The organism is Jeotgalibacillus alimentarius (assembly GCF_000829445.1).
Classification (GTDB): domain Bacteria; phylum Bacillota; class Bacilli; order Bacillales; family Jeotgalibacillaceae; genus Jeotgalibacillus; species Jeotgalibacillus alimentarius.
Genome location: NZ_JXRQ01000025.1, coordinates 128,470 through 151,717 on the forward strand (window position 1 = coordinate 128,470; position 23,248 = coordinate 151,717).

General features: G+C 46.2%; 17 protein-coding genes and 1 pseudogene. All 18 read right to left on the bottom strand.

The features are described from left to right. Positions 1 to 2 precede the first annotated feature (2 nt). The 18 genes and pseudogenes from xylA to KP77_RS13395 all read right to left on the bottom strand — a co-directional run bounded on the left by xylA (position 3) and on the right by KP77_RS13395 (position 23,222). On the bottom strand, positions 3 to 1,331 hold the full coding sequence (xylA, locus tag KP77_RS13310; protein ID WP_041123219.1) for a xylose isomerase: 1,329 nt from the start codon (positions 1,329 to 1,331) through the stop codon (positions 3 to 5). An 11-nt stretch (positions 1,332 to 1,342) separates the two neighbouring features. Continuing rightward, positions 1,343 to 2,215 carry an aldose 1-epimerase gene (locus KP77_RS13315; protein WP_041123220.1) on the bottom strand — a complete coding sequence of 291 codons (873 nt, stop codon included), beginning with the start codon at positions 2,213 to 2,215 and terminating at the stop codon, positions 1,343 to 1,345. Next, a complete protein-coding gene (locus KP77_RS13320; protein WP_041123221.1) occupies positions 2,181 to 2,831 on the bottom strand; it encodes a YesL family protein in 651 nt (216 codons plus the stop codon). Before KP77_RS13320 ends, KP77_RS13315 begins: the two co-directional genes overlap by 35 nt. Then, complete coding sequence (locus KP77_RS13325) at positions 2,794 to 4,947, bottom strand: glycoside hydrolase family 52 protein (RefSeq protein WP_152614743.1); 2,154 nt, start codon at positions 4,945 to 4,947, stop codon at positions 2,794 to 2,796. Before KP77_RS13325 ends, KP77_RS13320 begins: the two co-directional genes overlap by 38 nt. An 82-nt stretch (positions 4,948 to 5,029) precedes the next feature. Then, positions 5,030 to 5,839 (bottom strand): carbohydrate ABC transporter permease, encoded by an 810-nt coding sequence (locus KP77_RS13330; protein ID WP_235420724.1) that lies wholly within the window; start codon positions 5,837 to 5,839, stop codon positions 5,030 to 5,032. Between the two features lie 105 nt (positions 5,840 to 5,944). Beyond that, entirely contained in the window at positions 5,945 to 6,823 is an 879-nt protein-coding gene (locus KP77_RS13335; protein WP_041123222.1) for a carbohydrate ABC transporter permease, read from the bottom strand. Positions 6,824 to 7,296: 473 nt separating this feature from the next. Next, positions 7,297 to 8,598: an extracellular solute-binding protein gene (locus tag KP77_RS13340; protein WP_041123223.1), complete on the bottom strand. Its 1,302-nt coding sequence runs from the start codon at positions 8,596 to 8,598 to the stop codon at positions 7,297 to 7,299. Positions 8,599 to 8,714: 116 nt separating this feature from the next. After that, positions 8,715 to 9,491, bottom strand: coding sequence for a response regulator transcription factor (locus tag KP77_RS13345; protein WP_041123224.1), 777 nt, complete (start codon positions 9,489 to 9,491; stop codon positions 8,715 to 8,717). After that, complete coding sequence (locus KP77_RS13350) at positions 9,484 to 11,235, bottom strand: sensor histidine kinase (RefSeq protein WP_052474216.1); 1,752 nt, start codon at positions 11,233 to 11,235, stop codon at positions 9,484 to 9,486. Before KP77_RS13350 ends, KP77_RS13345 begins: the two co-directional genes overlap by 8 nt. A 467-nt stretch (positions 11,236 to 11,702) precedes the next feature. Next, entirely contained in the window at positions 11,703 to 13,391 is a 1,689-nt protein-coding gene (locus KP77_RS13355; protein WP_052474218.1) for a methyl-accepting chemotaxis protein, read from the bottom strand. Between the two features lie 409 nt (positions 13,392 to 13,800). Then, positions 13,801 to 14,199 (bottom strand): annotated as a pseudogene (locus tag KP77_RS13360) (PilZ domain-containing protein); the annotation flags it as partial. A gap of 12 nt (positions 14,200 to 14,211) precedes the next feature. After that, positions 14,212 to 15,978, bottom strand: coding sequence for a putative bifunctional diguanylate cyclase/phosphodiesterase (locus KP77_RS13365; RefSeq protein WP_041123228.1), 1,767 nt, complete (start codon positions 15,976 to 15,978; stop codon positions 14,212 to 14,214). Between the two features lie 540 nt (positions 15,979 to 16,518). After that, positions 16,519 to 18,207, bottom strand: coding sequence for a methyl-accepting chemotaxis protein (locus KP77_RS13370; RefSeq protein WP_041123229.1), 1,689 nt, complete (start codon positions 18,205 to 18,207; stop codon positions 16,519 to 16,521). Between the two features lie 206 nt (positions 18,208 to 18,413). Further along, positions 18,414 to 20,102 (bottom strand): methyl-accepting chemotaxis protein, encoded by a 1,689-nt coding sequence (locus tag KP77_RS13375; RefSeq protein WP_084218704.1) that lies wholly within the window; start codon positions 20,100 to 20,102, stop codon positions 18,414 to 18,416. A gap of 109 nt (positions 20,103 to 20,211) precedes the next feature. Further along, positions 20,212 to 21,900: a methyl-accepting chemotaxis protein gene (locus KP77_RS13380; RefSeq protein WP_052474220.1), complete on the bottom strand. Its 1,689-nt coding sequence runs from the start codon at positions 21,898 to 21,900 to the stop codon at positions 20,212 to 20,214. 341 nt (positions 21,901 to 22,241) lie between these two features. Next, positions 22,242 to 22,475 carry a hypothetical protein gene (locus KP77_RS13385; protein ID WP_041123232.1) on the bottom strand — a complete coding sequence of 78 codons (234 nt, stop codon included), beginning with the start codon at positions 22,473 to 22,475 and terminating at the stop codon, positions 22,242 to 22,244. A 171-nt stretch (positions 22,476 to 22,646) separates the two neighbouring features. Continuing rightward, a complete protein-coding gene (locus tag KP77_RS13390; RefSeq protein ID WP_041123233.1) occupies positions 22,647 to 22,847 on the bottom strand; it encodes a YjfB family protein in 201 nt (66 codons plus the stop codon). A gap of 12 nt (positions 22,848 to 22,859) precedes the next feature. Continuing rightward, complete coding sequence (locus tag KP77_RS13395; RefSeq protein ID WP_041123234.1) at positions 22,860 to 23,222, bottom strand: hypothetical protein; 363 nt, start codon at positions 23,220 to 23,222, stop codon at positions 22,860 to 22,862. Positions 23,223 to 23,248 lie beyond the last annotated feature (26 nt).

Below are 23,248 nucleotides of genomic sequence, written 5' to 3' on the forward strand. Positions count from 1 at the left end.
TTTTAAACCCTCACCTGCGATAATGTCTCCAGCAAATACTGATTCAAAATCCCTTTCAGACGCTCCTGTCTGCCGGATTCGTTGCGGATTTCATCCAGTGATAATGCGTATTGTTCAAGTGATTTCAAGTCTGCTTTACCGTTAACGATATCAAGACCCACACCTTCAGTGAATGATTTGTAGCGGTTTTCAATCACCCCATCAAACACGCGGTCTTCGATGAGCTTTGCAGCAACTTTTGCGCCGATCGCAAAGCTGTCCATACCGGCAATATGCGCTTCAAGCAGGTCCTCCTGAGCAAATGATGCACGTCTTACTTTCGCGTCAAAGTTCAGGCCGCCTGATCCGAGTCCGCCGTTTTGGAAGATCTCAACCATTGCAAGTGTCGCAGCGTACAGATCAGTCGGGAATTCATCCGTGTCCCAGCCAAGCAGCGTGTCACCCTGGTTGGCATCCACAGAACCAAGCATGCCGTTGATTCTTGCAAGGCGTAGCTCATGCTCAAATGTGTGACCTGCAAGCGTCGCGTGGTTCGCTTCAATATTAAATTTAAAATGATCAGCCAGGTCGTATTTTTGTAGGAATGACAGACTTGTTGCCACATCAAAATCGTATTGATGCTTCGTTGGTTCTTTCGGCTTCGGTTCGATCAGGAACTGACCTGAATAACCGATTTCCTTTGCGTAATCAAGTGCCATATGGAAAAAGCGTGCCATGTTGTCCATTTCAAGCTTCATATCTGTATTTAACAGCGTTTCATACCCTTCACGGCCGCCCCAGAATACATAGTTTTCAGCGCCGAGACGCTTTGCTGTATCAAGCCCTTTTTTCACCTGGGCAGCAGCGTACGCGAACACATCTGCGTTATTCGTTGTCGCACCGCCATGCACGTAGCGCGGGTGAGTGAACAGGTTTGCAGTGTTCCACAACAGCTTTGTATCAGACGTTTTCATATAAGATTCAATCATATCAGTGATCTCATCAAAGTTTTTAAATGACTCTTTCAGCGTACTGCCTTCAGGCGCCACATCCACGTCATGGAAGCAGAAGTACGGCACACCAAGCTTTTCAAAAAACTCGAATGCTGCTTCAACGCGCGCTTTTGCAAGATCCATGCCGCTGAAGCGGTCCCACGAGCGTACCATTGTCGGCGCGCCGAACGGGTCTGTGCCGTCCGCTGTAAATGTGTGCCAGTAGGCAACTGAGAATCTCATCCACTCAGCCATTGTCTTCCCGTTAATTTTTTCATCAGCCTGATAATATTTAAACGCCAGGGGATTCTTAGAGCCTGCCCCTTCGAATTGAATCGTTCCTTCATTAAAATGTGTCATTTACCTTCCTCCTAAAATAATCTGATTTCAGCAGAAACCTCAAACGTATCGCCCGGCTTAACTGCTCTGAACCCTGCAGCAGGATCTTTTTGCAGGTGGGGTGCATTGGTAATCCACGTATAAGGCTCAGGACAGATAAATCCCTTCCCTTCATGGAAAATCACCCAGTTATGAAAAGCTTCTGAAGCTTGATAATTTATCGTGATATCCGGTCTCTTAATCGTCACAGTTCTCTTTCCATTATCCGTATACGCATCATCAAGCATGACCTGATCAAGCGAGTCCGGCAGTGTTGCGTCACTTCTCTTTCCAGTCGGAAGGTTCCGCTCATTCAGCTCCCACTGTTCTTTTACAGAAGCAGTGAATTGATCTGTCCCCGCATCAAATAAAAAGCTTGTATGCCACCCGAATCCGGCAGGCATATCGCGCTCACTCAAGTTCTTGATCCGGCAGCGCTTAATCAGCGTGTCACCTGACAGTTCAAATTCAAGTTCCACTGTAAAATGGTGCGGGAACCCTTCATGAATCTCAGGGTGATCTGCACTGTCGAACCTTGCTGTCAGTTTCGTCTCTGTCTGACTGATGACGTTAAACGGACGATCACTGACAAACCCGTGAATATGGTTATTCAGTTCAGTTTCATTGACCGGCAGGCGATAGTCCGTTCCGTTAAAGTGGAATGTGCCGTTTTCAATCCTGTTCGGTGGAAATAACACCGGCGTGCCAAACAGTACTTTTTTCTTTTCATATGCTTCCTGACTTGAAGGAACGCGGAGTACTTCAATTGACCCCTTTTTCAGGGACATCAGATTTGCGCCTTCAGATGGCACGATTGTTGCGGTTAAATGTTCATTTTGAAGTGTGACTGAATGAAACCATTCCATTGTGAAGCGCCTCCTTTTTCCTGCTGATCTGGAGGAATCGGTGGTAGGCCGGGACCATGAATGCGACGGCAAATGTTACGAGTCCGAAAAACGGAAACAGAGCGGGCATTGCCGCAAAAACCAGGACTAGTGCTACTGCGCTAAGTACCATGAATAGCGTATGCAGCGGACTGACGAGTGCAATGAGCGCAGCCTGTTTGACCATTTGTAAAAAGCTGAGGTCATAGTGGACCCATACCGGAAACAGATAAAGCGCCACGCCGCCGGCCAGTGCAATAAATAGCACGATCGCTGTAAACTGTACCGGATGAACGGCCTGCTGCATCAGCAGGTACACTGCCTGCGCGCTAAGCAATAGGATTACGGCCGTAAACAGTGCCATCGGCTTCCACGATTTCCTGCAGGATGTGATAAATGTAGTATGAAAAGTGTACCACGTTTTCAAATCCGTCTCGCCTCTCAGCCATTTTCTTACAACCGTAAACGCAGCGATCGCAGCTGGCACGGCGGTAATGCCGAGCCCCACGATCAAATACGCAAGCCAGATCAGGTTCAGCCAGGCGCCTTTTGTAATCCATTCACATAGTGTGTACAGCCCGTTCATGGTTTTTTCCATGAACCTCATCTCCTTTAGATTCATCAAGCCATAAAATACTTGTCACACCGCGCGGATAATACTTACTGCCCGCGATTTCACCGTTAATAATCTGATCACTCCAGCTCCAGAATGAGAGTTCAGGATGCGTCAGCCACTTCACATGCGCAGCATCTGCAGAGGAATCTACATCTTTCCCCATAATTTCCCGGGCAATAAACTGGCACAGGTAAATTTTACTCAGCCATGAATTGCCGCTTGTCGATGAAAGCTTCCATCCGCCATCTTCAAACAGACAGATGCCTTTCTTTAATACCGCTTCATAGTGCGTATCAAGTGCGCTTAGATAGTCTTTAAACGGTCCATCTTTTTCAAGCGCTTTGTCAATTCCAAGCACATAAGGGAAGATCAGGCCTTCAATAGCAGGAATTATTTTCGAATCATTATTTTCACCCATGACAGCCGGAATATAGCCGTCTGATGTTGCAAATGACGCCATTGTGGCAGCAGCTTTTTCAGCCTGGCTGTAAGCTTCAGCCGCATCGTCTCTGTGGCCTGTATCATTTAGCATCTGTTCAAGCGCAAGGTAAGCAGCCCACGTTTTGCTGGCCAGATACAGGTTGTTTCTTGACTGCCCAAGTGAAACATCAAGGCTGTCATACGTTGTAATTTCAGCGCCGCCCATTGTTCTTGTTGAATCCAGCGCCATAATGCCGTTACGCTTGTCAGGCTCAGGATGGTCACGGTTCATCAGGCTTTCGAGACAGTCTTTGACGATCTGCTCGTTTTTCTTCAGCCAATCCTGATCACCCGACTGCTTCACATACACAGCAGCCGTCAGCACCCAGTTAACCAGCTGCTCATGCGTCATATGCGAGAAACAGCCGTCAATACCGTACAGCTCATACGACGAGTAGCCCGGTCTTGAAAAGGTATTCGCAACGCCCATATCATGCGTAAAGCTGATGCCGCCCGGATACGTTTTCTCCTCACCCGGGAACCTCACTTCATCACGGTAGCTGTAGCGGTCGATAAATAAATCAAGCTCATTTTTCACCGTCCACGGATTCATCTTCATTTCAAAAAACAGCTGATCCACTGTCAGGTCAAATGTATTCATCATGCGGTACTCGCCTTCATTCACAACCCAGAGCGGCTGATCATCCTGCACTAAAAACTGCGTGCAGCCAAAGTAACTTCTGATCGCGTGATTCATCATGAAGCGCTGATCCTCTGTCAGATGACCTGCTTCAGTCAGCTGATTGGCTGATACTGCACGTTCTTTTAGCGCATCAAAATGATCGTGTGAATAGGCTGCCACTTCTTCAATCGAATCGAACAGCTTCGTATAATAATAGCTGCTCTTCATACCCGCAGTAATATTGCCATCACGGTAAAAGCTGATCACCACGTCAAGCGTCTTTTTCTCTCCGGCAGGCACATCCACAAGCAGTGTACCAACTGTTCCAAGTCCAAACGCCCAGTTTTCCTGATGCGGATCTGTCAGGATATTCTCAAGACTGAAGTGCATCGCTGAGTGTGCATCAGGATCAGTTGTTGTGACAGCTGTGAATGTCCCCTGGCCAAACCCTTTCGCATCCATTGTGTCATCAAGCTTTCTCACTGATGTATAAGGATCCGTTCCCTGGTAACCGAAAAATGCTCTTCTTGGTCGGCTGCCTTTTGTATTATCAATCGTGAGCGTTGCAAGGACGCTCGGTACAATGACCATTTTCAGTTCTTCAGCATCCGCTTTCTCAGGATCCGGCACACTTTCCGCTTTTGAATAAATCGTTAGCTCCATATCACCTGCTTTAAAAGTGTCCGAACCAAGCCTGAAGTCTCTTGTGATATCCTCTTTTGCAATCTGATGAAGAATCTTTGGCTTATCAGGATCAGGGTCCATATTTTCTATGTCATAACGCTTACTTTCCTCTTCAGTCAGCTGATGGAAAAAAGGAAACGCATCGTAATGACCTTCTTTTTCAGCTGATTCAAGCCCAATATACACATTCTGCGCCGGAGACCGTCCAAGCTCCACATCGAGCCCGCCCCCTGCACCAGGGAAACCAAGCGTAAAACTCGAAAACGCCCCAATCGGTGAATGATGCGCATTGAAAAATTGATTCATATTGATCATCCTTTCTTTGTTATGTAGTGAAGACCCGTGACAGTCCCTGGTCTTCGGTGCGCAGACCCGGGTCAGACCCGCTTCTACGCTACCCCTTCACAGACCCGGCCGAAATCCCTTCAACAATCCGGTCGCTCAGGAAGATGAACGCAATCAAGATTGGCAGGATACTGATGACAAGCGTCGCCCCGATTGCGCCCCAGTCGGTTGAGTACTGTCCGATAAAGTTCTGGATGCCGACTGTCAGCGTTTTGAACTGGTCTGCGCTAATGAATGTGTTGATAAATACGAATTCATTCCAGTTGTAGATCATATTGATAATTGCAGCTGTCGCGATCACCGGCGCTGTCATTGGCAGCGTGATGCCGAAGAAAATCCGGTGAACCGAAGCCCCATCCATGATAGCCGCTTCCTCGACTTCACGCGGCAGAACCTGATAAAATCCGTATAGGATCATGATTGTAATCGGCAGGTTAAATGCAGTGTACGTCAGGATAATCGACAGCGGATGATTGATCAGGTCAAGATTTGAAAATGTATTAAACAGCGGAATCAGTGTCGAGTGCACCGGAATCATTAACCCGACCATGAACAGTCCGAGAAACAGGCTGCTCTTTTTCCACTTCATTCTCGTAAGCGCGAATGTCGCCATACTGGCAAAAAGAATGGTCAGCACAACTGCTGAGCCAGTATAAAGTACGCTGTTAAAGAAATACTGACCGATGTTACCTTCTGTCCACACTCTGATATAGTTCTCAAATCTTGGTGTAGCAGGCAGGGCAAATGGTGACAGTTCGAATACTTCCTGATTGTTTTTGAGTGAAAACAGCACGAGCCATACTAGCGGGAGAATCTGAAAGACGCCAACGATCGCGAGCACGATATATAAGAGCGTCATGCTGATCGTGTGTCTGATTTTCCCTTTTTGTTGTTCAGCAGCTTTTTGGCGTGCCAATGCGGTCTGTTTTTCAGTTAATGCTTCATTTCGCATAAAGCAGCCTCCTTAATATTGAATATCTTCATCGGATACAGTGACCTTCCGGATCAGCCATGTAATAAGCAGGCAGATCACGAGCAGGAAGAACCCGATGGCACTTGCATAGCCGAAGTCAAAACGGCTGAACGCCTGACCATACATGTAGGACGCCATCACTTCACTTGCGCCGTTAGGACCACCGTTTGTCATGACATAAATCAGGTCAAAATATTTCAGTGATCCGACCACTGCGAGTACGATTGTTACTTTAATTACATTCATAATCAGTGGCACTTTGATCTTCCATGCAATATCCCAGGCGCTCGCCCCATCAATCTTGGCTGATTCAACAAGTGACTCTGGGATATTTTTTAAAGCAGCATAGTAAATGAGAATATAAAACCCTGCATATTGCCAGATAATCGGAATGAAAATTGCAAACAGCGCAAGTGACGGTTCAGCCAGCCATGCCGGTGGATTTTCAATGCCGATTGACATCAATAAAGTGTTTAATATCCCGTTTGTCGGATGATAAATTTTCATCCAGAGCTGTGCAATTGCAACCGAGGCAAGCAGCATTGGAACGAGATAGATTTTTCTGAGAAAGTTTGCACCTTTGATCTTACCTGCGAGTACAAGTGAAATCAGCAGGTAGCCGATCAGACTGAGTGCTGAGAATACGGCGAGCAGTAAAGAGTGCCACGCGCTATCCCAAAACGCTGCGTCCTGGATCAGCAGCGTATAATTTTCAAGGCCGATAAATGACATCTCCCCAATTCCATTCCAGTCCATCAGGCCGAAATAACCTGTCTGGAAAATCGGAATATACACAAGCGCCAGCAGCAAAAGCAGTCCGGGCGCAAGGTATAGGGCAATCATCTTCTTACTGGATAAAGCCTGATCCATATGATCATTCCTTTCGTAGTGTTGAGCGGGTTGCATTAGAAGTTGGCGAAAGATCTGCGTTCCGGGCGGAGGCTTTCCGGACGGCGGTCGCTGAGCCTCCTCGCGCTTTGCGCTGCGGGGTCTCAGCTATCCCGCTAATCGTCCCGGAGTCCCCGCCCTCCACTCCGACCTTTCGCTGTGGAACAACTTTTGAATTGCAGTGTTGATATACAAGTTATCCATTGTTCAATGTTGTCTATGCACAGCTGAGATTGGAGCGTAAGGCGGTGACTCCAGCGCGAGCAGTCGGACAGGTGAGACCCCGCAGGCGCAGCCGAGGAGGCTCACCGCCGACCGCGCGGAAAGCGTCCGCCTGAAGCGGAAATCTCAGCCCTTTTCTGTAAAGTAAATGACTTATCAACCTAATTTTTGCGTAAAAGAAAAGACATACCCAAACAAATGATATGTCTTCTCTTATCGTTAGCAGGCAGCGCCTACTCAGCGGCGAGAGCTTCTTCGTGCTGTTTCACAAAGTCTGCCGGAGTAACTTCATTGCCGTACAGTGACTGAATCAGGTTCAGGTGCGTTTCAGCAACGGCTGCACTCATCTGCACATCAGCAAACAGCGTCAGGTTACTTGAGTTACCCAGCTCATCAAGTACATCAATGTACATCTCAGGCAGGTCAACGGATTCAGTGTCCACAACCGTTGCCGGAATCACACCTGCATCCGTTACAGAGCGCTCGCCCCACTTTTCAACAAAGAACTTAACAAATTCTTTTGCTTCGTCCTTTACTTCAGAGTTTTCAGAGACGAATAACCCTACACCAGGTCCGCCAACCCAGCTGTCGATATCGCCTGCTCCGCCTTCAACTTCAGGGAACTTGAAGAATCCGATATTATCGCGGAACTCCTGTGGAACGTCTTCATTCGTTGTATAGTTCGGCAGCTCCCATGTACCCATCAGATACATTGCAGCGTTACCATTCATGAATTCAGATTTACCTTCATCATTTGACAGTCCGTTAAATCCTTTGTTAAATGCATTTGCATCCACAAGCCACTGAATTTCCTCTGCAGCCTGTTCAAGTGCAGGATCTTCAAATGATCCTTCGCGGTTGATCGCTTGCGTCAGCACTTCAGGTCCGCCAAAACGGTCAGCCAGATACATGTACCAGAGTGAGCCTGTCCAGCGGTCTTTATTCCCAAGCGCGATCGGTGCAACGCCCGCTGCTTCAAGGTCTTCTACCACCTGCTTAAATTCTTCATAAGTTTCAGGAACTTCAATGCCATGCTCTTCGAAAATGGCTTTATTGTAATAGATTGGTGCGATATTCAACTCAAGCGGCAGTCCGTAAGTTTGGTCATCGATTGCATAAGCTTCAGTTGTACCCGCTACGAACTGATCCTGCAGCCCGTCATCCAGTACATCATCAAGCGGTGCGAATAACTCACCTTCGACAAACGGCTGAAGGTAACCGGCTGCCCACGTAACACCGACATCCGGCAGGTCATTGGATGATGACAAAACTTTGATTTTATTTTTATACTGTTCATTTTCAAGTACTTCTGTTTCGATTGTGACGCCCGGGTTTGCTTCTTCGTACTCAGCAATAATGTCTGAAGCAATCATATTGTGTTGCTTCGAGCTTCCCGATGGCCAGAGGTGCATGAACTTAACAACTTTTTCACTTTCTGATGCAGTACCGCTTGCTTCTTCCCCCGATGAACATCCGGCCATAATCAGTGCAGCTGTCATGGCAGCCGCCGAAAATGTTAACGCTTTCTTTTTCATGTAATGTGTTCCCCCTTTGTTTGTTTGGAGCTGACTTAAGTGTAGCACCGGCATCTTTTGGCCGGTAGGTCACACTCATTGGGGAAAATTCCACTTTGATTAGATCGAATTTTCAGTCAGTTATGATGCTTTCTGAACTTGCCCGGCGTTACCCCTTCATACTCTTTAAAAATCTTATTAAAATATTTCGCCGTCTGATAACCCGCTGATTCCGCAATATCAGCTACCGGCATAGACGTTGTTAAAAGCAGGTGCTTCGCTTTTTGAAGTCTTTTACGTGTGACATATTCACTAAATGTCAGACCCGTCTGCTCTTTGAAAATGACGCTGAAGTAACTCGGATTTAAATGTACGTGCTCTGCCACTTCCCTGATTGTCATCTGCCGGTCCATATGGCTGTCAATATAATCTCTGCCCACCTGCACTGGTGAGGTCATCTGTTTTTGGTCCTGTTCAAGACCGGTCAGCGAATGATCCGCTGCTTTTTGCATAATGCCTGCCCGCTCCTCGGAAAATTCTTTTTCAAGTGCCTCTTCAACCGACTGAATCAGTTTTTTCTTCTGCACAGGCTTCACCAGGTAATTCAGTACGCCAAGCCTGATCGCCGTCTGTGCAAATTCGAATTCGGAATGCCCTGAAAGGATCAGTGATACCGGTTTTTGGCCGAGTCGCTGAATTTCTTCAATCAGCTCGAGCCCTGTCATTTCAGGCATACAGATATCCGTCACGATCACATGAACCTTTTCCTGCTGTGCTGTCTGAATCGCCTCTTGTGCAGAAGCAGCTGAGCGGATCATATATCTGCCATCAGCCCATACTTCTAGTGATTTTGTCAGTCCGCGCAGCGTTGTTTCCTCATCATCCACCAGCAAAATTGTTCTCTCTTTATCCAAGACGCTCACCCTTTGATTCGTAATATGGCAATTCAAAGTACACCATCGTTCCCTTTCCTTCGACACTATCAATCTGAAGTCCGTTCGTGCCATGTCCTTCAAAATGCAGGAGCAGCCTGTGATGCACATTCGCAAGCGCGACGCCGTTCCCCCTTTTAGAGGAAATGCCTTCAGCCTTCATCGCTTCCGTCACCTGATTTAACAGTCGATCGGACATACCGGGCCCGTCATCACTGACCATGACAAGTACGCGGTCTGATTCCACCTCAGCCACTTCAATCTTAATTTCACCAGGCTTCACTTTCCCTTCAATTCCGTGCATAATCGCATTTTCAACGAGCGGCTGGATCATCAGCTTTGGAATCTGAATCGACTTCACCTGATCCGGCAGCACGATTTTCCATGTGAGTCTGTCCCCAAAACGCATCTTCATTACAGACATATAGCGCTCCGCATGATCAAGCTCGTCCTGAAGTGTTACCCACTCATTCTTTTTCTGACCGTTTGAAATCGTATAGCGGAACAGCTCGGACATTGTCACCACATGCTCAGCCAGCTCACTCTCCTCTTTTTCCTCTAAAAGCCAGTACAGCGCATTCAGTGTGTTAAAAAGGAAATGCGGATTAATCTGCGCCTGAAGCGCTTTCAATTCTGCCCGATTTTGAATAATTTCTTTCTCATACACGACCTGTATTAAATGGTTCGTCTGCTCAACCATCTGGTTATACGTCTGATTCAGTTCATTAATCTCAATTGACGATGACTTGATCTTATTTTTCTGCAGCTGCCCTTCACGCGCTTTTTTCATCGTCTCGGTCAGCTTGAAAATCGGTTTGGTAATTACTGTTGAAAAGCCGTATGAAGCCGCACCGAATATAAGCATTCCTAACAGCGCCGACAGTAAAATAATCAGGCCAAGCACACTCGCACCTGAAGCAAGCGCAGTCATCGGAGTGGCAATATACGTCGTCCAGCCCGTCACCGGTGACGTCTCCTGCACGAGAATATACTCCTCACCGTTCAGACTGATCCGCTGTTCACCCTCCTGATCAAGCAGTGCCTCAGCAAAATCAGTATTCGTTGTAATGACGTTATCATTAGAATCAGCAAGCACCTTCGCATCCCGGTCCTCAGAACGCTCCCCGTCAGAAAACCTGAAATAATTCGGATCAATCCTGATCACCAGATACCCGCCGCTTGCAAAACTCCGCTCAATCAGACTGATCCGCCTGATCGCAAGCAGGGACCCCGGATACTCCGGATCCTGCCCGACCCAGATCTGACGCCCCTTCTCATAATCCGCACGCACCACCCAGTACGGAGCAATCCTGTCATACAAATATGTATCATCAAGCGGAAACAGCCGCTGATTCTCAGCACTGTACATCTCAAACGACTGAATCCCATCTGAATAAGCCTGAAACGTATTTCCGATCGTTAAAAGTGACTGCCGCTGCTGAAACGTCGCCTCCTCCCCGTCATACAAACGGGTGAGAAGCTGCTGCACAGACTGATTTGTCGCCACCTGATTCGTTAACAGATCAATCTGTCCATATAGCGTATCCGTCTTCCCCGACGCCTGAACCGCCGTCTGCTTCAGCTGGCGCTCCGCATTATCACGCAGAATCTGCCCGCCAAAATGATAAGTCGACACCGCCACAAAGCCCAGCACAATCACCATCACGATCAAAAACACAATCAAAATCTGATTCCGCAGCGTATTATACCTCCCCAGCCTCTGCACCCAAAGTCCCCCCTTCACACATTTTTCATCTACTGTAACAGACTATTTCGAAATGCGGAATAGGAGGGAATTGGAAAAAGAGTGAAGATGGGGGACAGTCCCGGGTCTTCAGTGAGGTGTCGGTGCAACCGGGGGGTGGGCTGACTGCAACCAATTCCTGTCTCACTGCAACCGCGAGCTGTCTCACTACGACCAACCCGGGTGTGTCCTGCACTCACGATGCCAAACACTGCAACCACAAACGAAAACACTGCAACAATGCCCGCGCACAGCGGAGCCGCCCTTCATGCCTTTGGGAAACAAGCCTTTAGTTTCTTAAGGGCATGAAGAGGGTGTGACAGTAAGCTGGGATATGCGGATGTGACACCCAATTTTGCATACACGACCCTCGCAAGTAACTATACGACGTTCAGTCTCTCCTCATAAAACCAAAGACCCGGAAGCCATCCCAGCTCCCGGGTCTATCATCATGCATTCAGCTTAAATTTCCGTACCTCACCAGCCAACTCCTCAGCCAGTCCCGCTAGCTCATCTGCACTTGAAGAGATCGTTTCCATCGTGCTGAGTGATTGCTCGCTTGATGCAGCTGTTTCTTCAACTCCTGCTGCTGATTCTTCGGAAATGGATGCGATTTCCTGAATGGAAGCATTCATCGTTTGACTGCTACGCGAGATATCTTCAAGGTTATCTGTAATGCGGTCAACCATCTGGATCATCTCATGAATCGAGCCATTGATTTCATTGAACTTTTCACCGGTCATCGCAATTTGGCGTGTGCCTTCATTTACTTCTTCGTAGCCTTTTTCAAGTGACCCCACAACAATCTGCGATCCACTTTGAATACCGCTCACAATACCTGTAATATCGTTCACTGAGTTCGCCACTTGCTCTGCAAGCTTGCGAACTTCGTCAGCTACCACGGCGAATCCTTTACCCTGCTCTCCTGCACGTGCTGCTTCAATGGCAGCATTTAACGCTAAAAGGTTTGTCTGTTCAGCGATATCGCGAATTACACCGACTAATTTTGAGATTTCATTTGTCTGTTCATCCAGCTCACGCACTTTGCTCACTGCCTCATTCATCACCTGGTCTATGACCGTCATTTGCTGAACGGATGATTCCATCATTTTTGAGCCATCTTCTGCACTTATCATCACATCACGGGAACGAATGGAAATTTCCTGACTCTGGTGATTTGTGTCCTGAATTTTCACGGCAAATTCATCCATTGATTCAGAAAGCGTTCCTGCATTTGTCGCCTGTGCTTCAGACCCTGAGGCAAGCTCCTGCATCGTTACCGCGATCTGCTCACTGCCCTCGCGCACCTCATTTGCAGACTGCGTTAGCTCCTCACTTTGAGCGGACACATGGTCGGTTGCAACAGCAATTTTACCAATGACAGCTTTTAATCCTTCCTGCATTTTATTCGTAGAAGCCACCAGCACCCCAATTTCGTCTTTACGTTTTGAATCAAGCGGTTCATGTGTTAAATCACCGTTCGCCACAAGCTCCATTCTGCCGGAAACCTTTTTTAGCGGACCGCCGATTGACTGACCCATGAATAATCCAATAGCAACCGCTGCTGCTAAAGCAACTCCGCTAATGATAAAAATAAATATTCGGTCACGCTGATAAATTGCCATATTCGAGTCATTCAATGAGGCTGACTCCTGAATATTCCGCTCCTTTAATTCCTCAAGACTGCCCTGCGATTCAGCAAACAATACGCCGCCTGCAGCAAGTCCTTCTCTAGCAGCTTCGTAATCGCCGCCTCTTACCAGATTGATATTATTCGCTACAACGTCAGTAAACTCATTCCATTCTGTCTCAAATGTATTCAACATCGCAGAACTCTGTTCACCAGGATTCGTCGCCCGGTAATCCGCAATCAACTGTTCAATCTGTTCAATATTATTTTCAGCCTCCTGCGTTAACTGAGGATTTTCATTTAAAACTGACCCAAGCATCTGCACACGCGTATTCTCCGACAACTTCCCAAGATCCACTAAAATAGATACAGGTACCAGACGGTTTTCATAAATCTCATTTCCATTTTCATTTACTGCATTCAATGCCAGCAAACTAATTGCTGCAAGCCCCACTAACAACCCCGAAATAACCAAATAAGAAACAATTAATTTTCCTTTGATCTTCATGATCATACCCTGCCTTTAATTTAAATTAACCTTACTACTTTTAATATCGGGCGTAAAATCATGATCATATAGCCTTATATAATTTCCTTAATAAATATATTTTTCAGTTGTTTTGAAGTTTGTCACAACTGAGCATGACGCGAAGACCCGGGACAGTCCCGGGTCTTCATAAGGGCATGAAGAGGGTCTGGGCGCTGCAACCGGGACTGGTGCGACTACAACTTATTCTCGTATCACTGCAATCGCGGGCCGTCTCACTACGACCGATCCGGGTGTATCTTGCCTCTGCAGCATAAATCACTACAGCCACCACTAAAAATAATGCAACCAGCCCCCACAACGCAAAAAAGCGAAGACCTAAGTCTCCGCTTCTCACCCGACTGGTACGTAGAGGCGGGTCTGACCCTCACTACCCCCGAAAATACTCCACCGCCTCTTCCTTAAAATACGGATAGATCGGGTTATAAGGATTTTCTTTCAGATGCATCTGCAGATCATGCAGGGCTGAAATCAGTTTGTCGCGATCATTTTCTTTGATGAGAAATTCCACGCCATAGCTGTAAAGCTGATTTTTGAGTTCATCTTTTCTTCTGCATTGACCGGTCATTTCGAATAATTTCCCGTTAATTTCGAAGCTGAATTTCATCATGACGTCCTGTCTGATCGGAAGCTCCATTTTCCCGGTAAAGGAGAGTCCGCCACCGCCGATATCATCAATCAGAATCGGTGTGTTGCCAATTGACAGCGGTCGTCCGGCAAGCTGTGTGATCGTCATGGCCCCGGTCATTTTGTATGGGAGCTTGATCCTGAAATACTGTCGTCATTTTTCCACAACCTGCTGACCGCCTGCGTAGACAGGTTTCAGTACACGTTTAGCAAAAATCTTCCGGATATTCTCAGCAGATACAGGCTTGCTGTATATGTAACCCTGAATATAATCGCAGCCGCGCTCCTGAAGCCAGCGCAATGCAGCAGGTTCTTCGACGCCTTCAGCTGTGACTTTCAGGTCGAGATCCTGCGCCATTTGAATAATGGCATTTGTAATCGCCATATTCTCAGACTCATCAAGCAGACTGCCGATAAATTCACGATCGATTTTCAGCGTCTGCACCTGGAATTCTTTTAGATGAAACAGTGATGAAAAGCCTGTGCCAAAATCATCAAGCGCGATACGGAAACCTTTTTCTCTCAGCTGTGCAATCACTTCTGCAACGCGATCCGAATTTTCCACAAAGGACGATTCCGTTAGTTCAAAATTGATGAGTGAAGGATCAATATTATAGGTTCTGAGCGGCGTGATCATCCGTTCGAGCGTATCGAATTGCAAAAAACTTTTTGCAGAACGATTCACAGAAATCGGCACGAGGGGCACTTTCTGACGGCGCCATAAATCGAGGCTTCTACACACATCTTCAAGCACCCAGTTATCGATATCCGCGATCAGCCCGTTCATTTCAGCTAAATTCAAAAATTCATCCGGTGACAGCAGTCCCCACTCAGGATGGTTCCAGCGAATCAGCGCTTCTGCCCCAACCACCATGTTCCGGTCCGCTTCCACAATTGGCTGGAATATTAATTCGAACTGACCGTCTTTTACCGCTTTAAATAAATCACGGTCAAGCGAGATTCGTTTATATGTATCAAGACTAAGATCCTTAGAGTGAACCATATAGGAATTTACACCGGATTCAATCGCATAGTAAAGTGCTTTATGTACATTCTGAATCAGCGCACCAGGCGTATTCCCGTCCTCCGGAAACACAGCTGCACCAACAAACCCTGTAAAATATAGTTCAAGCTTATCCACTATAATCGGATACTGAATGCCGTCAATCAGTTCCCAGCACAATTTGACTGCTTCGTCATCATCAAGCTGCCGATCATATACATAAATAAATTCATTCTTCCTCACATGATAGATTTTCGCACGCTCCTGATTCAGCACCTCAAGCAGCTGCGCCATTTTTCTGACCGCTTCCTCACCGGTTTGACGACCGATTACATCAGCCACAAGCGTCATCCGGTCAAGCTTCAGCGAAAAGATAGTAAACGGGTCCCCCTGCGCCATCTTCTCTTTTAAATCCTGATTCAAGCGCTTCTGATTAGGCAGCCCCGTCAGCGTTTCATGCTCGGCCTCGTATGCATCCCTCAGTTCGCGCTCCTTTTCCTCAGTAATATCAAGCACCAGTCCATAAATGCCGACCAGTTCACCGGTTGCATCCATTTCCGGCACTACACGATCATTTACCCAGCGCAGGTTCCCTTCGCTGTCCTTAATCTGATACTGGCTATGAACCGGCTTCCCCAGCTTTAATTGCTGCTGATTTTCAAGGTATAAATGATGATACTCCTTTGGAATCAGATGCTCCCATTTTAGTTCATCCCTTAAAAACATCTCAGCCGGGTAACCGCAGATCTTTTCAATACTCGGGGTACAGCTCGTCAAAAGTCCCGTCTGAATATCAATCGCCCAAAGTGCAGCCTTCGCAAAAACACCCAGCTCATTAATATGCTCCTGCTCTACCGTAAACGACGCGCTTAAAGTCGCCGCCGTCTCATCCCTCTTCATGCGATCAAAGACCCCCATTGCCATACCCCCCTGATGTTTATTAGCTCTAGTATAAAGCATATATAAGAAAATAGGGAGGTTTGTCGGATAAAATTTTTAGATTATTGTGATAAAAGGAGGAAGTGAAATAGAGGGACTGTCCCGGGTCTTCAAGAAAAGGTCTCTACTGTCGGATTCGGCGTCACGACCTTCATGTTGAATAATATGACCTCCACGGACGCGGATACGACCTCCAACCCAGGTGTATCCGACCATCGCGCAGCAAAATACGACCTTCGACAGCGAAGCCACCTTGAATGCATTTCAGAAACAAGCCTTTAGACTCTTAAGGGCATCACGAGGGTGTTTCGCTGCAATCAGAAGTTGGGCTCACTGCAACTAGATCTCATCTCACTACAGCTGTGGGTTGTCTCACTACACCAAACCCGGGTGTATCTAACAGCTGCGAGGCCAAACACCACACCTGCCAGCCAAAACACTACAACCACGCCCCTGGTCAGCGCTCCCCTCCGCCCACAAAACAAAACCCGGAAGCCACCACAGCCCCCGGGTCCACCATCAATCATTCAACTTAAACTTTCTAACCTCACCAGCTAACTCTTCGGCCAGCCCCGCCAGCTCATCTGCACTTGCAGAGATTGTCTCCATCGTGCTGAGTGACTGCTCACTTGATGCAGCTGTTTCTTCAATGCCGGCTGCTGATTCTTCTGAGATGGACGCGATTTCCTGGACGGATGCGTTCATCGTCTGACTGCTCCGTGAGATATCTGCAAGGTTACCTGTGATGCGGTCAACCATTTGGATCATCTCATGAATGGAACCATTAATTTCATTGAACTTCTCACCGGTCATAGCGATCTGACGTGTGCCTTCATTAACTTCTTCGTAGCCTTTTTCAAGTGAACCGACAACGTTTTGCGACTCATTTTGAATGCCGGTTACAAACCCAGTTATATCGTTAACTGAATTTGCTACCTGCTCAGCAAGCTTGCGGACTTCATCAGCTACCACAGCAAACCCTTTACCCTGCTCTCCTGCACGTGCTGCTTCGATGGCAGCATTTAGCGCTAAAAGGTTAGTCTGTTCGGCAATGTCACGGATCACGCCAACCAGTTTAGTGATCTCATTTGTCTGCTCATCAAGACCTTTCACTTTGGCAACCGCTTCGTTCATCACCTGATCAATCACCATCATCTGCTGAACGGAAGATTCCATCATTCTAGAGCCATCTTCCGCACTTGTCATCACGTGACGGGAACGTGTTGAAATTTCCTCACTCTGGTCATTCGTGTCCTGAATTTTCACTGCAAATTCATCCATTGATTCAGAAAGCGTTCCTGCATTTGTCGCCTGCGCCTCAGAGCCTGACGCGAGCTCCTGCATCGTTACTGCAATCTGTTCACTTCCTTCCCGCACCTCATTTGCAGATTGTGTGAGTTCTTTACTCTGTGCAGAAACAAGATTCGTCGCCACTGCAATTCTGTCAATGACCGCTTTTATATCTTCCTGCATTTTATTCGTTGCTGTAACAAGTTTGCCGATTTCATCTTTCCGCTTCAATTTAAGAGGCACGCTGGTTAAATCACCATTTGCCAAAAGCTCCATGCGGGATGCGATACGCTTCAGCGGCCCTCCTATGGACTGTCCCATGGCGATTCCGATTCCAATTGCAGCGAGGAGAACAACGATTCCAAAACCATATATCAACAGTCGATTGATCTGGAACTCATCGTTATTAGCATCTTTCAGCTTTTCAGCTTCTGCCATTGTATGTTCTTTTAATTCAAGCAGCCGAAGCTGTGTATTCGCAAACAATACTTCTGCCTCACCTATGCCTGCCATAGCTGATTCATAATCTCCTTCTTCTATAAATGCAGAAATAGTTCTTACAGAATTAGAAAAACTCTCCCATTCTGTTTCAAAACCATTTAAAAGCTCCAATGTCCTGTTACCAGGTTCTGTCTGATGCATTTCTGTTATAAGCTGATCAATTTCATCAACATTATCTAATGCATTCGAAGTCAATTGCGGATTATCTCCAAGAACGGCACTTAATATTTGCACTGTTGTATTCTCAGTCAATCTACCAATGTCTACTAGTATTGATACTGGTACCAGACGATGTTCATATAAATCATTACTATTTCTGTTTACTTCCCCCATTGACAAAAGACTGACTGCCGCTAAACCTACTAATAACGCAGCAATAACAAGATACGAAACAATTAATTTACCCCTGATCTTCAACTCATGACCCCCATCTTAATTATAAACACTATCCATAATATCGGATGGGAAAATGATAGTTCAATATATCCCGAAAAAATATATTTTAATTCAAAAATATACTGTTCTGTATTTTGTCACATTTTACAGATTTAACCTTTATCCGTTTCTCATTGATACAGATTTGTGGAACAAAAAAATCCGGGAATAGATCCCCGGATTTACACTTATGCATTCAATTTAAATTTTCTAACCTCAACAGCCAGCTCTTCAGCCAGTCCAGCCAGTTCATCTGCACTTGAAGAAATCGTCTCCATCGTGCTGAGTGACTGCTCGCTCGATGCAGCTGCTTCCTCCACACCTGCTGCAGATTCTTCTGAAATCGATGCAATTTCCTGAACGCTCGCATTCATCGTGTGGCTGCTGCCTGAAATGTCTTCAAGGTTCCCGGAAATCCGGTCAACCATCTGAATCATTTCATTAATTGAGCCGTTGATTTCATTGAACTTCTCACCTGTTACAGCGATCTGCTGAGTCCCGGCATTGACCTCTTCATAGCCCTGCTCAAGCGACCCTACCACGTTACGTGACTCTGACTGGATCCCACTCACAAAGCCTGTAATATCATTGACTGAATTCGATACCTGCTCAGCCAGTTTACGCACTTCATCCGCCACGACCGCAAACCCTTTACCCTGCTCACCTGCACGTGCTGCTTCGATCGCTGCATTTAACGCTAAAAGGTTGGTCTGTTCAGCAATATCACGTATCACGCCGACAAGCTTTGTGATTTCATTCGTCTGCTCATCCAGCCCGCGCACTTTGCCAACTGCCTCAGTCATCACCTGGTCAATGATCATCATCTGCTGAATGGACGACTCCATCATCTGAGAGCCTTCCTCAGCGCTCGACATCACATTACGTGAACGCGTTGAAATCGCCTGGCTCTGGGCATTTGTTTCCTGAATCTTGGCTGTAAATCCATCCATCGTTTCTGAAAGCGTACCTGCATTTACCGCCTGCGCTTCAGTGCCTGATGAAAGTTCCTGCATCGTCACAGCAATCTGCCTGCTGCCGCCCTGCACTTCATTCGCAGACTGCTTCAGATCTGTACTATGGGAAGATACAAGCTCTGTAGCCGTTGAAATTTTTTGAATAACCGTCAGAAGTTCCTGCTGCATCTGATTCGTCGCAGTCACAAGAGAACCAATCTCATCTTTTTGCTTAAATGTCAGCGGCTCATGGTTTAAATCTCCTCCCGCAACAGCTGTCATTCTGTCAGACACTTTTCTCAGCGGATTGGCGATCGCTCTGCCGACAAGAATTCCTAGCAAAATGGCTGCGAGCAGCACCACAGCACCGATGATAAAAATGATCATTCTGTTAAACTGATACGTCTCTTTATTCTCTTCATTCAGCCGATCCGCCAACTGCAGATTATGCTCTTTTAATTCACGCAGACTTCCCTGTGACCGGGCAAACAGCAGGCTACCTTCACCGAGCAATGCATCTGTTGCATCAGGATTCGCCCCTTCAATCAGTGTAATATTATTTTCAACAAGCTCGGTAAATAATCCCCAATCCTGTTCAAACGCTTCGATCAGTTCAGTATTTTTACTATCCGTTGACGCTTCCTTCATCGTGGCAATCAGCTGATCAACCTTCTCCAGATTCCCCTGCGCGGCACTGATCATATCTGCCTTCTCAGTCAGAATCGCCCCGTAGATCTGCACCCTTGTGTTTTCAGTCAGCTGACCAAGCTCGATCAGATTCGTCACCGGCACCATGCGGTCGTCATACAATTCTTCCCCGTTTTTGCTGACCTCTTCTAAAGACATCAGACTCACTCCGGCAAGCACAAGTACAAGTCCCGCAATTAGTAAATAAGATACGATCAATTTCCCTTTAATCTTCACAATCCTGACCCCTTTTTCAGCTTAATCTCTATCTTTTATGTAAAAATTGGTTTTGCACAATTACCATTCATATATAAACCCAGAGCATTCGCCGCCCCGGGTTCTTTCATCATGCGTTCAACTTGAATTTTCTAACCTCACCAGCTAATTCCTCAGCCAGTCCTGCCAACTCATCCGCACTTGCAGAGATCGTCTCCATCGTACTCAACGACTGTTCGCTTGATGCTGCAGCTTCCTCAACACCAGCTGCTGACTCTTCTGAAATGGATGCAATTTCCTGTACACTTGCATTCATCGTCTGACTGCTGCCAGAAATGTTTTCAAGGTTATCTGAAATGCGGTCTACCATTTGAATCATGTCTTTAATAGAACCATTGATTTCATTGAACTTTTCACCTGTCATGGAAATCTGCTGTGTACCGGCATTGACTTCTTCATAACCTTTTTCAAGTGAACCAACCACAACCTGGGAACCACTTTGAATACCGGTCACAATGCCAGTGATGTCATTAACTGAATTTGCCACCTGCTCAGCAAGCTTCCGTACCTCATCCGCTACAACAGCAAATCCTTTACCCTGCTCACCTGCACGCGCCGCTTCAATCGCAGCATTCAACGCTAAAAGGTTCGTCTGTTCAGCAATCTCACGGATCACACCAACAAGCTTTGTGATCTCATTCGTCTGCTCATCCAGTCCACGCACTTTATCAACTGCCTCAGTCATGACCTGATCAATCACCATCATCTGCTGAATCGAAGACTCCATCATCTGCGACCCTTCTTCAGCACTCAACATCACATCACGTGAACGCGTTGAAATGGCCTGACTCTGTTCGTTCGTTTCCTGAATCTTTACAGTAAATCCATCCATTGTTTCTGAAAGCGTACCTGCATTTGTCGCCTGCGCCTCAGTGCCTGACGCAATCTCCTGCATCGTCACAGCGATCTGCTCACTGCCTTCACGCACCTCATTAGCAGACTGCGTCAATTCTTCACTTTGAGCAGACACATTGTCAGTCGCTTCAGCAATTTTACCGACAACTGATTTCAGATCTTCCTGCATCTTATTCGTTGCCGCAACAAGCGTGCCGATCTCATCTTTACGTTTAGAAGTGAGCGGTTCACGAGTTAAGTCACCTTCAGACACACGCTCCATCCTTGAAGCCACGCGCTTCAGCGGCTTTCCAATTCCCTGGCCCATTGATACACCGATAACGATTGCGGCAATTAATGTAACAATACTGATGATAAAAATAATCAGTTGGTTAGTGCTGAAAATATCCGCATTTGCACCATTAAGCTCATCCGCAACTTCTATGCTTCGATCTTTCATATTAATCAGGTCAGACTCTGCCATTTCAAAAACAGATCCCGAAGCACCAAGCCCCTGTGCCGCTTCATCAAAATCACCAGCCTGAATCACCGGAATATTACGCTCAACTGACTCACGGTATACCGACCAGTTTTCTTCAAAACTTGTCAAATATTCAGACATCTGAGAGCCGGGATTCGTGTCCCATAGCATATCAACAAGTATATCCACCTGCTCCATATTACTCTGCGCATCGAATGTCATACGCGGACTCTCAAGCAGCACCGCACTCGACATCTGCACGCGTGTATCTTCAGAATACCTTGATAAATCAGTCACAATGGATAGTGGCACAAGCCGATTCTCGTACATATCCTTACCGTTCTGATTCACCACATTAAGAGAATTCAAGCTCACAAAACCAAGCACCAGTAAAAGCGCAGCAATGATTAAATACGAAAAAATCAGTTTCCCTCTAATCTTCAACACCCTGACCCCCATCAAACGTTGTGTATGTATAGGTCTATTATCGGGTATTTCGGCTTATTTGTGAAGAGGTTTTTTGGGATTATGGTTGTGGTTTTTAGTAGAGGAGTATAGAGTCGGGTTAAAACTTTTCCAGTACGTTTCATATGGGTGAAGGCAACAACAGGGCAAGTTAGTGTTTTTGCTGGTAATGTACGTATTAGATTATGTGAGCTTAACTAGTGATAACAATACTACCCACCACAGTGATTTCGAGATTGATTATGTTTACCGCACATTCAATCTTTTAAAATTTGCAATATAAAAACGTCTTTTTAGTGTAAATTTTCTTACGCTGCTTTTCAATGAATAAATGGGGCGAATCCATCAAACGGAACACGTTGCTGTTCAAGAAAATCAAGCTCTTCAATCAACAGCCTCATCTTCACCTTAAGATCTTTTCTTACTTCAGCTGTCAGTCCCTTCTGACTCGCTTGAACTGCGACTTTCTTCATCGCATACAGACAGTCTTCCATTCTTTCTAATATGGCATCATGCTCCTCCGCCCATAACTGCCACCTATATAACTCATTCATTAAGCTCACCTTCTTTTTATTGATCAATTTTTAACGGTTTTACCACGTAAATTTTGTTTGGGTTTTATTATTAAATTCCGATCCATATTCCTACTGAGTGATTTTTTTCTACTCTTTAGTAGAATATTTAGTTCCTATTAAAAAGACACCTCTTTAAGAGATGTCTAATACTTACCTGCTTACATCAACGTTTCCACCCAGATGCGGCTGAGCAGCATGCTGCATCGCCTGCACCTGAGAACTATTCAACATCTGCACCATTGAAGCTGCATTCTGCTCTGCGTGGTTCATAGTTTTTTTCATAATGGCAAGTGATGCATCCTGTTTTACCTGTCCGTGACTTAGACCAATTGATAATGCTGCGATATCCATGTTGAATCCCCCTTATTGAGTTAAATACTCTTTGTATTCTTCGCTAACAGACACTTGGAGTCTTTTAAATGCTGGAATCATTGAAAGCCGGAGCAACTCTTTAACTTTTTCAAACTTTTGATCCGAATATGCTTCGACGATCTGATTGGCTTTATCTACCACCTGGTTCAGACTGACCTGCACTACTTCCGAATCAGACGGTTTTAGAACTAGTTCAACCTGCGCATAACCCTTCATCGCTTCTTCAAAAATATAGACTGACTGTTCAAACTGTCCTTCATTAATTAATTTCTTTGTATGTTCCAGCGCTTCAAGTACTGTTTCATTTAATTCAACTGTGCGTAAAGCAACTTCTCTGTATTCCTCTTTCAACATAACTCTCTCCTTACAGAAAAAGTCTG